This is a genomic window from Citrobacter amalonaticus (assembly GCF_018252635.1).
GTDB classification, from domain to species: Bacteria; Pseudomonadota; Gammaproteobacteria; order Enterobacterales; family Enterobacteriaceae; genus Citrobacter_A; species Citrobacter_A amalonaticus_E.
In genome coordinates this window covers 224,332-237,475 of record NZ_JAGTXM010000002.1, presented here as the reverse complement: position 1 = coordinate 237,475, position 13,144 = coordinate 224,332, and the positions used below count along the sequence as shown (strand labels likewise).

The following is a 13,144-nucleotide window of genomic DNA, read 5'->3' as shown; positions in this document are numbered from 1 at the left end:
GTAATTCTACGGCAAACCGTTGTCATCGCCAACGTTTGTTGCCAATAACTGATGTAGTCTTATAGTCACCAGGTGGCAGGAAGCGAAATATTCTCGTTTGCGGGGATAAAAGTGACCTGACGCAATATTTGTCTTTTGTGGCTTACTGATAATGTTGTCACAAATAGTGAGGGTGACTGCATGGATAAACTACTTGAGCGTTTTCTACACTACGTTTCATTGGATACCCAATCGAAATCAGGTGTGAGACAGGTTCCCAGTACTGAGGGACAGTGGAAGTTATTAAATTTGCTCAAACAGCAGCTCGAAGAGATGGAGCTGGTCAATGTGACATTAAGTGACAAAGGGACGCTGATGGCAACGTTGCCGGCGAATGTCCCAGGCGATATCCCTGCTATTGGCTTCATTTCCCATGTGGATACCTCACCGGATTTCAGCGGTAAGCACGTGAATCCTCAGATCGTGGAGAACTATCGCGGTGGCGATATCGCACTTGGCATTGGCGATGAAGTGCTGTCGCCGGTGATGTTCCCGGTGCTTCATCAGTTGCTCGGACAAACGCTGATCACCACCGACGGCAAAACGCTGCTGGGAGCGGATGACAAAGCGGGTGTGGCGGAAATCATGACCGCGTTGGCGGTGCTCAAGCATAAAAATATTCCCCATGGTGATATCCGCGTTGCTTTTACGCCGGATGAAGAGGTTGGCAAAGGAGCGAAACATTTTGATGTTGCGGCTTTCGACGCAAAATGGGCCTATACCGTTGACGGTGGTGGCGTAGGGGAACTGGAGTTCGAGAACTTCAATGCCGCTTCGGTGAATATCAAAATTGTCGGCAACAACGTGCATCCGGGGACGGCGAAAGGCGTCATGGTTAACGCATTATCCCTCGCGGCGCGCATTCATGCCGAGGTTCCGGCGGATGAAAGCCCGGAAATGACGGAAGGTTATGAAGGCTTCTATCATCTGGCGAGCATGAAAGGCACCGTTGATCGCGCCGATATGCACTACATCATTCGTGATTTCGATCGCAAACAGTTCGAAGCGCGCAAACGTAAGATGATGGAGATAGCCAGGAAGGTCGGGAAAGGGTTACACCCGGACTGTTACATTGAACTGGTGATTGAAGACAGCTATTACAATATGCGTGAAAAAGTGGTTGAGCATCCGCATGTTCTGGATATCGCACAGCAGGCGATGCGTGACTGTGATATTCAACCGGATATGAAGCCGATTCGCGGCGGTACCGACGGTGCGCAGCTCTCTTTCATGGGGCTACCGTGCCCGAATCTGTTCACCGGTGGCTACAACTATCATGGTAAGCATGAGTTTGTGACGCTTGAAGGCATGGAAAAAGCCGTGCAGGTGATTGTGCGTATTGCTGAACTAACGGCGAAACAGTCGTAGCGTGGTTGATGCCGGATAACGTTTCGTTTATCCGGCTGAGTGTCACGAATTGCTGCATTCCAGGCCGGATAAGACGCATTAGCGTCGCCATCCGGCATCATCTCAATCTACCCTTCGAAGAACCAGTATCCGCTGTTGACCAGCGCTGCCAGCATGGCGAGGAAAGAGGGATCTTCCAGCGCGTCACCAAAGTGCTCTGCAGTCAGCACGATATGGCTGGCGAGCGCTTCCAGCGCCGGACGGTGCGGGGAGTCAATTCTTTCGCCATTGGCATAAACGTCATCACCCACGCGCAGTACCCGTAATCCTCCCAGACGCACCAGCACATCGCCTTGTTTCAGGGCATCATAGATCTCATCAGGCTGATACGGCGGTTCTGGCGGGGCAATATCCAGTTCATGACGGGACTGGGAGATAAACTCGCCGAACCACTGCTTGAAATGCTCCGGCTGATTAATCAGATCCAGCATCATGGCGCGTAGTTTGTCCATCTCCTGTGGCAGGACGTCGGCAGGATGCTCACGAGACGGCACGTCCGGGTCACTGTAATACGTACTGCCCAGCTCACGTTGCAGGACATAGTCGGCAAACCCGCTGATCAGTTCACGGGTATTTGGCGCGCGGAAACCGACCGAATAGTTCATCGCGTTTTCCAGCGCATAGCCTTCATGCGGGAATCCTGGCGGAATATAGAGAATATCGCCCGGCTCCAGCTCTTCATCAATGATGGCTTCAAAAGGATCGACCTGCAGCAGATCCGGATGCGGGCAGTGCTGTTTCATCTGCAACTTTTCACCCACGCGCCAGCGGCGGCGCCCCGTTCCCTGAATGATAAACACATCGTACTGATCGAGATGCGGGCCTACGCCGCCGCCAGGCACGGAGAATGAGATCATCAAATCGTCAATGCGCCAGTCGGGCAGGGCGCGGAAGGGGCGCATCAGCGCGGCGGTCGGCTCATGCCAGTGGTTCACCGCCTGTACCAGTAACGACCAGTTGTTCTCGCCGAGATGGTCATAGCTTTCGAACGGGCCGTGGCTGACCTGCCATTTACCATCCTGATGGCTTACCAGACGGCTATCGACTTCACTTTCCATTGCCAGCCCTGCCAGTTCATCAGGGGAGAGAGGATCGATGAAGTTATTAAAGCCGCGTTTTAACACCACCGGGCGCTTTTGCCAGTGACGTTCAAGAAAATCGGGCCAGTTGAGTGTTAATTGGTATTCCATATTGAGCTTCCACAGGCTGGGGCGGGTATCTGTCACCGATTATAACGGATGCTTAACCAGATGCGTGCAGTTAGCTCATATTTATTACGTTTTGGTTTAGTCGTCTTTCGGCCCCGGCTGCTGATGACCAAAAATCACCTCCATGTGCGCGCCACCGAGCAGGCTGTCGCCGGCAACAATTTTGCCATCGTATTGCTCGGTGATCTCTCGCGCCACCGCCAGCCCGACGCCTTGCCCCGGACGCAGCGTATCCACGCGTTGACCGCGGTCGAATACCAGATCGCGCTTGTTCTGCGGGATCCCCGGGCCGTCATCTTCCACCACTATGTACAGATGATCGTCGGTCTGTCGGGCAGAAATCTCAACAAACTCCAGACAGTACTTACAGGCGTTATCCAGGACGTTGCCCATCACCTCGACAAAGTCGTTCTGTTCGCCAACAAAGCTGATTTCCGGGGAGATATCGAGGCTAATGTTCACTCCTTTACGCTGATACACTTTGTTCAGGGCCGACGTGAGATTATCCAGCAGCGGTGCGACCGGATGGAGTTCGCGGCTCAGCAGGACGCCGCCGCCGCGCATGCTGGCGCGATGAAGATAGTAGCCGATTTGTTGAGAAATCCGGCTAATCTGTTCGAGCATCACGGGTTCCGCCTCGCTGACGCTCATCTTATCGCTACGCATTGAACGTAACGTACTTTGCAGTACGGCCAGCGGGGTTTTCAGACTGTGGGTGAGGTCGGTCAACGTGGTGCGGTATTTGTCATAACGCTCGCGCTCGCTTTTCAACAGGCGGTTCAGATTGCGCACCAGACTGGTCAGTTCCCGCGTTGTTGTCGGGTTAAGCTGTTCGCGGTGGTGCTCTTCCAGTTCGCGCACCTCGCGGGCCAGCGCCTCGATGGGGCGCAGACTCCACCATGCCGCGACCCAGAGCAGAGGAATGACCAGCAACAGGTTGGCTGCCAGCACATAGAAAAACCAGCTCCAGACCATGTACGAGCGTTTTAGCTCAATCGGTATAGTATCGACAACCACAATCGTCAGTTGCGGCATACGGGCGGTGGCCGGGTAGATGTTCACGGCCACGGAGTGGGTCATTTCGGCGTCGTCATCGTCATCCCGTACCTCTTTCAGTTGTTCCTGTACGGAGTGATCGTCATTAAGCAGTGTGCTGGTGGCGCTGATATCCGCTTCGATCTCATGGAAACCGTTACTTTTCAGCCAGTCGGGTTGGATCAGTCTGACCAGCCAGGGGACGTTACGCTGGGCCCACAGCAGCTTGCCGTTCTCATCATAGATCAGCGACATTGTGGGACTTTGCATGTCGAGGTGCTCGGGAAGTTCGATGTGGAACTTATTGTCTTCCCATTTTGCGAGCGTATAGAAGAGGTTACTCTCGCCGCGCAGCAAACGAAACGTGGTCTTATCGAAACTTACGCTGTAGCCAACCAGCGCGACCATGCCATAGGCCAGAGAGAGCACCAGCACCACGCCTGCGGTGGCCAGCAGAAAGCGCAGGCGCAGTGACAGCGGAAAAAGATGACGCAACAGTTTATTCATCAGCGCAATTCGAAAAGATATCCCTGGCCCCGCACAGTGGTAATAACGTCGTCCGGATACTGCGCCTGTATTTTTTTACGCAGGCGGCCCATCAGCACGTCGATGGTATGACTTTCGCGCAGCTCAGCGTCCGGATACAACTGCAACATTAGCGAGTCTTTGCTGACTACTTTGCCATTATTGCGGATCAGCGTTTCCATGATGGTGTACTCAAACGCAGTCAGTTTGATCACTTCATCATTGACCGAGAGTTCGCGGCGCGAGAGATCAACCTGGAAAGGGGGAATCGAGATAATCTGCGAAGCGTGACCGCTGTTACGGCGCATCAGCGCCTGCATTCGTGCGGCGACTTCTTCAATATGGAACGGCTTGGTGACGTAGTCATCTGCGCCTGCGCTCAGCACTTCCACTTTATCCTGCCAGCTTTCACGGGCGGTCAGGACGAGAACCGGAAGAGAAACGTCATTGCTTCGCCAGCGGCGGATCAGTGAAAGTCCATCTTCATCCGGGAGACCCAAATCGACGATAGCGATGTCAGGCAGGTGTTCGTTAAGGTAATAATCAGCTTCTTTGGCATCTTCGGCATCGTCAACCTGATGCCCGGCATCCTGAAGCTGAACTTTCAGGTGATGACGTAATAACGCATTATCCTCAACAACCAGTACACGCATCATCTTTTCCCTCTGTATTTATAGTATGAATAGTTTAACGCTGATTATGGTGTTGCGGGGATAAACATTTCATAAACCGGGGAAGGGGAGGGAAATGCCGGAGGGCGGCTGATGATTTATCCGGCCTACAAACTGTACTCGCAGCACTTGCAGGCCGGATAAGCGTTAGCGCCATCCGGCACAGGTGTTGTGATTACTTCAGCTCATCCACCATGGTGATGGCTCGACCAATATAATTGGCCGGTGTCATGGCTTTCAGGCGGGTTTTCTCGTCATCCGGCAGCGGCAGGCTGTCGATGAATTGCTTCATGCCTTCTGCGTCGACACGCTTACCACGGGTTAACTCTTTCAGCTTCTCATATGGCTTTTCAATACCGTAACGACGCATCACCGTCTGGATCGGCTCTGCCAGAACTTCCCAGTTGTGATCCAGTTCGTCCAGCAGATGGTCGCGGTTTACTTCCAGTTTGCTCACCCCTTTCAGCGTGGACTGATAGGCGATCAGCGCATAGCCGATACCCACGCCCAGGTTACGCAGAACCGTGGAGTCCGTCAGATCGCGCTGCCAGCGTGAAACCGGCAGTTTGCTCGCAAGGTGTTGCAGCACTGCATTGGACAGGCCCAGGTTGCCTTCGGAGTTTTCGAAGTCGATCGGATTCACTTTATGCGGCATGGTGGACGAGCCAATTTCGCCGGCAATCGTTTTCTGTTTGAAGTGATTCAGCGCGATGTAACCCCAGACGTCGCGATCGAAGTCGATCAGAATAGTGTTAAAGCGGGCGATACAGTCAAACAGTTCGGCAATGTAGTCGTGCGGCTCGATCTGCGTGGTGTACGGGTTCCACTGAATACCCAGCGAGGTGACGAACTCTTCGCTGAACTGATGCCAGTCAACGAACGGATAAGCAGCGATGTGGGCGTTATAGTTACCGACAGCCCCGTTGATTTTGCCAAGGATCTCGACCTGGTTAAGCTGGCGGAACTGACGCTCCATACGATACGCGACGTTAGCCATCTCTTTGCCCAGCGTTGACGGCGTAGCCGGCTGGCCGTGGGTGCGGGAGAGAAGGGGGATATCGCGATACTGCACGGACAGATCTTTGACCGCGTCAATCAGTTGACGCCAGTATGGCAGCACCACTTCATCGCGAGCGGTTTTCAGCATCAGCGCATGAGACAGGTTGTTAATGTCTTCCGAGGTGCAGGCGAAGTGAATGAATTCGGATACCGCGTGCAGTTCTGGCACATTCGCCACTTTTTCTTTCAGGAAATACTCAACCGCCTTAACGTCGTGGTTGGTGGTACGCTCGATAGTTTTAATACGCGCGGCGTCTTCTTCATTGAAGTTCGCAACGATAGCATCGAGGAAACCGATTGCGTCGGCAGCAAAAGCAGGAACTTCCTTGATCGCTGCGTGCGCGGCCAGTTTTTGCAGCCAGCGTACTTCTACCTGTACACGGTATTTCAGCAAACCGTATTCGCTGAAAATCCCGCGCAGCGCGCTGACTTTATCGCCGTAGCGTCCATCGACAGGGGAAACGGCGGTCAGTGAGGATAATTCCATAGATCACAACTCCGGGGTTAAATGAGCAAGAATTTGTTTTGCCTGAGTAGTCAGGCGATTACGAGAAAACATTAACTGCAGACGTCCACCGCCAACCTGGTGCCAGAGCACTGCGGCGCGGATGCCGGCCAGAAGCGAGGCGCGAACCTTGGCCTGTACCTGTGGACTCTGGAGCACGGCAGGAGATCCGGTTACCTGAATTCGCGGACCGAGCGGGCTGATGACATCGACATAAATACCGGCCATCGCGCTCATCAGCGTTTCGGATTGCAGATCAAAGTGATCGAGCTGGCGTTGCAGGCCGTTGATCCGCTCGCCCAGCGTGTCTAGCGCGCCTTTGGCGGCGGTGAGTTTACGCTCGAGTACCATCAGACTCAGCGTGTAGCGGGTCAGTTCCGCGTTCAGCCCCTGACGGCTGCTGGCATTCAGCACGCCGAGCAGGGTTTCCAGACCGAGGCGCAGATTAGCCTCGCTGCCGCCGAACACGCCCAGCGTTGAGCTGGGGTTCATATCGATAACGCTGTTCAGTGAAACGTGGAGCGCATCGGCATCACAGTGTCCCTGGTGCGCCAGTTGTTGCACCAGGCGGGCTGACTGGCAGATCCCAGCCAGTGCGAGGGTGATGTCATAATAGTTCTTTGCCACGATCACTGCTTCCTTGTATCAGTCTGTTAAGAATAATTATACCGGCAGGGGCAGGCGTTGCTCGATAATACCGCCGCCGAGGCACACTTCGCCGCTGTAAAAGACCGCTGACTGGCCTGGAGTGACGGCGGCCACCGGCTCGTCAAACATCACTTCGACGCGTTCGGCGTCCAGGGCTTTTACCGTGCACGGAATGTCGGTCTGGCGGTAGCGGGTTTTCACCGTACAACGCATCGTGCCGGTGAATGGCAGACGATCAACCCAGTGCAGTTGCTGAGCAATAAGACCGACAGACATCAGACGCGGATGTTCATGACCCTGAGCGACCACCAGAATGTTGTTCTCAACGTCTTTATCCACTACGTACCACGGATCTTCCGTGCCTTCTTTAGTACCGCCGATGCCCAGGCCTTTACGCTGACCCAGAGTGTGGTACATCAGCCCCTGATGCTGACCAATCTCTTCGCCATCCACGGTGATGATTTTACCCGGCTGCGCCGGCAGATAGCGGCCAAGAAACTCGCGGAACTTACGCTCGCCGATGAAGCAAATACCGGTAGAATCTTTTTTCTTCGCGGTAACCAGCCCCAGGTCTTCAGCAATTTTGCGCACCTGCGTTTTTTCCAGTTCGCCAACCGGGAACAGACTTTGTGCGATCTGCTCATGACCCAGCGTGTAAAGGAAATAACTCTGGTCTTTATTGCCATCTAATCCGCGAAGCAGGCGGCTTTTGCCGTCAACATCCGCCCGACGGACATAGTGTCCCGTGGCGATGTAGTCTGCGCCCAGATCTTCTGCGGCGAACTCCAGGAAGGCTTTAAATTTGATCTCTTTGTTGCACAGAATATCCGGATTCGGCGTACGGCCCGCTTTGTACTCTTCAAGGAACAGCTCAAAGACGTTATCCCAGTATTCTGCCGCAAAGTTGACGGTGTGCAGTTCAATGCCGAGCTTGTCGCAGACGGCCTGAGCGTCGGCCAGATCGGCTGCCGCTGTGCAATATTCCTCACCGTCGTCCTCTTCCCAGTTCTTCATGAACAGGCCTTCTACCTGATAACCCTGTTGTTGCAACAGCCAGGCGGAAACGGAGGAATCGACACCGCCGGACATGCCGACGATCACTTTTTTTGGGCTTTCTGACATTGGAATACTCACGACATTGAACTTCAAGGCGGCGTATTCTATCACGCAGCCCTTTTAGTTGACACCCTCTGTAAACGGCCAGTTAAATCCGCCAACCATCTCCAGCGGATAACGCTTACCGCTTTGATAACAGCGGATGCTCTCGGCAACCAGCGGAGAACGCAGGTTTGGGGCAGTAAGGATGGTGTCGGCGCTCACCCAAAGGCAGCAGTCGATATCGCTGTCATGGGGGGCGGTGTCGCACATTCTGGCAAGTTCGATGGAAAACAGAAAACGTAAAAACGGCGTGCGGTCCGGCGCAATCCACTGGTGCATGCGAAGGAAGTGCTGAGGCTGGGCTTTGATGCCGGTCTCTTCCCACAGCTCGCGCGCGGCGGCCTGCACCAGCGTCTCATCGGCTTCCAGATGCCCGGCGGGCTGATTCCACAGCGCTTTACCGTTGATGGTCTCTTCAACGATTAAAAACTTATCCTCTGCATGAACGATGCAGGCGACCGTGACGTGCGGTTTGAACATGATTATCCTTTTTTATCATCAGTGACATCCCGCCATTCACCGTTGGCCAGGTTTTCCAGGGTGTAATCGCCCATCGCGTAGCGGATAAGGCGCAGGGTGGGAAAACCAACGTGCGCGGTCATTCGTCGCACCTGGCGGTTACGGCCTTCATATAAGGTCACTTTTAGCCAGTTGGTCGGGATATTCTTACGTTCGCGAATGGGCGGATTGCGCGGCCACAGCCACTCGGGCTCTGCGACCACTTCAATACCGGCAGGTAGGGTGGGGCCATCGTTTAATGTCACGCCATTGCGCAGCGATTCCAGCGCCTCCGCCGTCGGTACACCTTCCACCTGCACGTAGTAAATTTTCCCGGTGCGTTTCCCGGGTTGTGTCAGACGCGCCTGCAATGCGCCGTCATTGGTGAGTACCAGCAGCCCTTCACTGTCTCTGTCCAGACGACCTGCTGCGTATATGCCCTGTACAGGAATAAAATCTTTTAACGTGCGGCGTCCGGCTTCGTCGGTAAATTGTGGCAAAACATCGTAAGGTTTATTGAACAAAACCACGCGTTTTGGCTGGTTTTCTTTCCGGCGCTTAGTGACTTGTCTCGGGCTGAATCGCTCAACCCGGTGATTTCTAAAAGAAGTTTTTTGCATGCTATTTTCACATCTTATCAATTGCCGCATTATAGCCTAATAACGAGTGTCTTTCATGGCAGCGAACATTAGGGTAGTATTGACATGCTCATTACAAAACATTAACAAAAAATTGCTCTAACGCAGTCGTGCAGCAGGACGCAAAAGCACATGCAGCGCGATGACAGACGAGCAAACCAGAAGCGCTCGAAGGAGAGGTGAATGGAAAGCAAAGTAGTTGTTCCGGCAGAAGGTCAAAAAATCACCCTGAAAGACGGCAAGCTGAATGTGCCGCACAATCCGATTATCCCATTCATTGAAGGCGACGGCATCGGTGTTGATGTTACCCCTCCGATGATCAAAGTTGTTAACGCTGCCGTTGAGAAAGCCTATAAAGGCGAGCGTAAAATCTCCTGGATGGAAATATACACTGGTGAGAAATCCACCCAGGTTTACGGTCAGGACGTCTGGTTGCCGACAGAAACTCTGGATCTGATTCGTGATTACCGCGTGGCGATTAAAGGCCCACTGACTACCCCCGTTGGTGGCGGTATTCGTTCTCTGAACGTGGCGTTGCGTCAGGAACTTGACCTGTACGTTTGCCTGCGTCCTGTTCGTTACTATCAGGGCACTCCAAGCCCGGTTAAACATCCGGAACTGACCGACATGGTTATCTTCCGTGAGAATTCTGAAGACATCTACGCCGGTATCGAGTGGAAAGCGGACTCTGCAGACGCAGAAAAAGTGATCAAATTCCTGCGTGAAGAGATGGGCGTGAAGAAAATTCGCTTCCCTGAGCACTGCGGTATCGGTATCAAGCCGTGCTCCGAAGAAGGGACTAAGCGTCTGGTTCGCGCGGCGATCGAATATGCGATCACTAACGACCGTGACTCTCTGACCCTGGTTCACAAAGGCAACATCATGAAGTTCACCGAAGGCGCGTTCAAAGACTGGGGTTACCAGTTAGCGCGTGAAGAATTCGGTGCTGAACTGATCGATGGCGGCCCGTGGATGAAAATCAAGAACCCGAACACTGGCAAAGAGATCGTGGTGAAAGACGTGATCGCCGATGCGTTCCTGCAACAGATCCTGCTGCGTCCGGCGGAATACGACGTGATTGCCTGTATGAACCTGAACGGCGACTATATTTCAGACGCGCTGGCGGCGCAGGTAGGCGGTATTGGTATCGCCCCAGGCGCAAACATTGGTGACGAGTGCGCGCTGTTCGAAGCAACGCACGGTACGGCGCCGAAATACGCCGGTCAGGACAAAGTGAACCCGGGTTCTATCATCCTGTCCGCTGAAATGATGCTGCGCCACATGCAGTGGTTCGAAGCCGCAGACCTGATTGTTAAAGGGATGGAAGGCGCGATTGCCGCGAAGACCGTGACCTATGACTTCGAGCGTCTGATGGAAGGCGCTAAGCTGCTGAAATGTTCAGAGTTTGGTGACGCGATCATCGAAAACATGTAATCCAGACTCTGGGTTAAGCAAGAACGGGAGCCGAAGGGTTCCCGTTTTTTATTCTCGATTTTAAACCGCCTCCTGGGGAGGTGATGATCGTTTATGTGGGGCTTTGCCCGTAGCATGTTCATGCTAAATACTGCCCCGGTTTGTTACCCGCAAATCAAGGAATAAATAGCATGAGCAGATATGTATCCGCTTCCCACGTATTCTATCGCTGTCAGTATCACCTCGTATGAACTCCGAAGTACAGAGACAAAATCCTTAAGGGCAACCCTGGTAAAGCGTTTACCGTAGTATCTGCATCTACTGCAGCATGAAGAAATGCACGGTAGTAGAACTAAACATTAACTGGTCGGGTTCTCAAAACATGGAATCAAAACGAGTCTATTTACACAATAGAAGCGCTAACTATATATATTCTAACGCTCCCATTGAGTCTGGCACTTTGTTAAGGTAATTCTTGCGGTTTAGAAGGAATCCAGGGGAGTTTTACTCAGCTAAATAACCACCATCAATTGGATAAACTCCCCCGGTACAGAACGCAGAGTTGTCTGACAGCAAAAACAAGATGAAGTCTGCTATTTCATGCATTTTTGCCATCCTTTTCATAGGGTGGCTATTTGCGAAGCTTCGTATGATGTTTTCAGGGAATTCATTCATTCGTTGGGTTTGGACATAGCCCGGAGCGACAGCATTGATTCGAATGCCTTGAAATGCAAACTCTAGCGCTGCGGTTTGGGTTAAACCTATTATACCATGTTTAGCCACGGTGTAAGGTGCTATTCCAGGAATGCCGACCAGACCATTTACTGCAGATAAATTAACTATAGAGCCACCCGACTTTATCATCTCTGGTATTTCATATTTCAGGCAGTAAAAAACACCGCTCAATGAGGTGGCAATAACCTTATCCCAGTTTTCAATTGTCTGTTCTGTTATGTTTTTACCATGTTCACCTGTTAAGCCCGCATTATTAACTGCATAATCAAGTCTACCGAACTGTTTGATAACCCTATCTATCATTTGCCGCACTTGTTCGGGCTGTGATACATCACATCCGATACCCATCGCGTCTTGCCCCTGTGAAGATAATCGTTTCGCTTTTTGGGTGGCCTGCTCTGACGAGCGGGATACAATAACGACCTTAGCGCCATGTTTGTGTAATTGCTCTGCGACTGCCTCACCTATACCTGTAGTACTTCCTGTTATGACGGCCACTTTATTCTGAAAATTCATAACTCCCCCTATGAAGTAGAATTTAGTCTTTCATCTGGGTTAGTATACAAATTAGCTGTGACAGTTTTTGTCAGTACTCTTTCCCCTCGCAGATCCCTTCTTTTATTCTCCATTTTTTCAATAAAACCGTCCTGCTTTCACTATATATGGAATCCAGCAGCACAATCTCTTCAATTTTGTCAGTTCTAAAATGACGAAAATCAGTTCTCAACTCACACCACGCAACCAAAAGCCAGCATGACTCCATGTATACCAATCCGATGGGCCATATAACTCGAGAGGAATAAGTATTGTTCTTATCACAATACTTTATTTTAATTCTTTTCCGCTTTTTAATAGCATTGCGAATGTCTTCAAAAAAGATCTCATTGTTTTCTGCAGGACCGATCAGATAGGATTGACTCTCAATAAGATTTCTTAATTCACCGGGAATGACAGCGTGTATTTTGGCAAGCGCATTTCTGGCGGTGTTTTTGAAATCATAATCCGTATTATGAGATACCCAATTTAACCCAAGGGTAATAGCATTGATTTCTTCATGAGAAAGGTTTAAAGGTGGCAAATGAAAATCAGACTTAACGATATAACCAATTCCAGCACTACCTTCAATGCAAACCCCTTGGTTTTGTAGCGTTTTTATGTCTCTGTAAAGGGAGCGCACACTTATTCCTAATCTTTCTGAGAGAGAGTATGCAGTGATCGGATACCTTTGCGCCCTTAATATCTGTAGTAATTCGAGAAGCCTTTCTGTTCTGGTCATGTTGATAATCCATATCTTGATACTGAGAGAATAACTTAACGTATCTGTTGGATAAGCATCTTAGTACAAAGCATGCTTACTTGCTTAAGTTGACCTGCTCTCGTTGTTTAATACAGTGTCATATTCGTAATGCGCTCATAAGCGGTGATGAGCCGTGTAAACGTCCCTCCTCGTTCACAGCTGACCTTCAGCAGTCAATAGGCGTCTGCTTAGTGCCAAAAGCGAACGTATCGACGCCGCCGTAATAAAAGGCCTGGTCTATAGATGTAGGTTTTTACCGGCCGTCATTCACTCATGAGCCTGTCCATGTAGCGGTGCGGAATCATCAG

At 51.7% G+C, this 13,144-nt stretch carries 12 protein-coding genes and 1 pseudogene; 3 read left to right on the top strand and 10 right to left on the bottom strand.

Annotation, left to right across the window (positions count from 1 at the left end; translation table 11 throughout):
* Nucleotides 1-180 precede the first annotated feature (180 nt).
* A complete protein-coding gene (gene pepT, locus KE671_RS05655) occupies nt 181-1,407 on the top strand; it encodes a peptidase T (protein WP_206162103.1) in 1,227 nt (408 codons plus the stop codon).
* A 107-nt stretch (nt 1,408-1,514) separates the two neighbouring features.
* Here pepT and roxA read toward each other — a convergent pair whose 3' ends face one another.
* The 8 genes from roxA to rluE form a co-directional block, all read right to left on the bottom strand.
* Nucleotides 1,515-2,636, bottom strand: a complete 1,122-nt coding sequence (gene roxA / locus KE671_RS05650; RefSeq protein WP_206162102.1) for a cupin domain-containing protein — start codon at nt 2,634-2,636, stop codon at nt 1,515-1,517.
* Between the two features lie 96 nt (nt 2,637-2,732).
* Complete coding sequence (phoQ, locus tag KE671_RS05645) at nt 2,733-4,196, bottom strand: two-component system sensor histidine kinase PhoQ (RefSeq protein ID WP_206162101.1); 1,464 nt, start codon at nt 4,194-4,196, stop codon at nt 2,733-2,735.
* On the bottom strand, nt 4,196-4,867 hold the full coding sequence (gene phoP / locus KE671_RS05640) for a two-component system response regulator PhoP (RefSeq protein WP_046479609.1): 672 nt from the start codon (nt 4,865-4,867) through the stop codon (nt 4,196-4,198). Before phoP ends, phoQ begins: the two co-directional genes overlap by 1 nt.
* A 193-nt stretch (nt 4,868-5,060) precedes the next feature.
* Nucleotides 5,061-6,431 (bottom strand): adenylosuccinate lyase, encoded by a 1,371-nt coding sequence (purB, locus tag KE671_RS05635; protein ID WP_206162100.1) that lies wholly within the window; start codon nt 6,429-6,431, stop codon nt 5,061-5,063.
* A 3-nt stretch (nt 6,432-6,434) separates the two neighbouring features.
* Nucleotides 6,435-7,076 carry a high frequency lysogenization protein HflD gene (gene hflD, locus KE671_RS05630; protein WP_042320078.1) on the bottom strand — a complete coding sequence of 214 codons (642 nt, stop codon included), beginning with the start codon at nt 7,074-7,076 and terminating at the stop codon, nt 6,435-6,437.
* 36 nt (nt 7,077-7,112) lie between these two features.
* Nucleotides 7,113-8,219 (bottom strand): tRNA 2-thiouridine(34) synthase MnmA, encoded by a 1,107-nt coding sequence (gene mnmA / locus KE671_RS05625; RefSeq protein ID WP_206162099.1) that lies wholly within the window; start codon nt 8,217-8,219, stop codon nt 7,113-7,115.
* 54 nt (nt 8,220-8,273) lie between these two features.
* Nucleotides 8,274-8,735, bottom strand: a complete 462-nt coding sequence (locus KE671_RS05620) for an NUDIX hydrolase (protein ID WP_206162098.1) — start codon at nt 8,733-8,735, stop codon at nt 8,274-8,276.
* A gap of 2 nt (nt 8,736-8,737) precedes the next feature.
* On the bottom strand, nt 8,738-9,403 hold the full coding sequence (gene rluE / locus KE671_RS05615) for a 23S rRNA pseudouridine(2457) synthase RluE (RefSeq protein WP_206162097.1): 666 nt from the start codon (nt 9,401-9,403) through the stop codon (nt 8,738-8,740).
* Nucleotides 9,404-9,574: 171 nt separating this feature from the next.
* Between rluE and icd the strand changes: the two genes are divergently transcribed.
* On the top strand, nt 9,575-10,825 hold the full coding sequence (gene icd, locus KE671_RS05610) for an NADP-dependent isocitrate dehydrogenase (RefSeq protein WP_206162096.1): 1,251 nt from the start codon (nt 9,575-9,577) through the stop codon (nt 10,823-10,825).
* Between the two features lie 170 nt (nt 10,826-10,995).
* A pseudogene (locus KE671_RS05605) lies at nt 10,996-11,165 on the top strand (transposase); the annotation flags it as partial.
* A 143-nt stretch (nt 11,166-11,308) separates the two neighbouring features.
* Here the strand turns inward: KE671_RS05605 and KE671_RS05600 are convergent.
* Both KE671_RS05600 and KE671_RS05595 read right to left on the bottom strand, forming a co-directional pair.
* Entirely contained in the window at nt 11,309-12,055 is a 747-nt protein-coding gene (locus tag KE671_RS05600) for an SDR family NAD(P)-dependent oxidoreductase (protein ID WP_206162095.1), read from the bottom strand.
* A 70-nt stretch (nt 12,056-12,125) separates the two neighbouring features.
* Nucleotides 12,126-12,815, bottom strand: a complete 690-nt coding sequence (locus KE671_RS05595) for a helix-turn-helix transcriptional regulator (RefSeq protein ID WP_206162094.1) — start codon at nt 12,813-12,815, stop codon at nt 12,126-12,128.
* Nucleotides 12,816-13,144 lie beyond the last annotated feature (329 nt).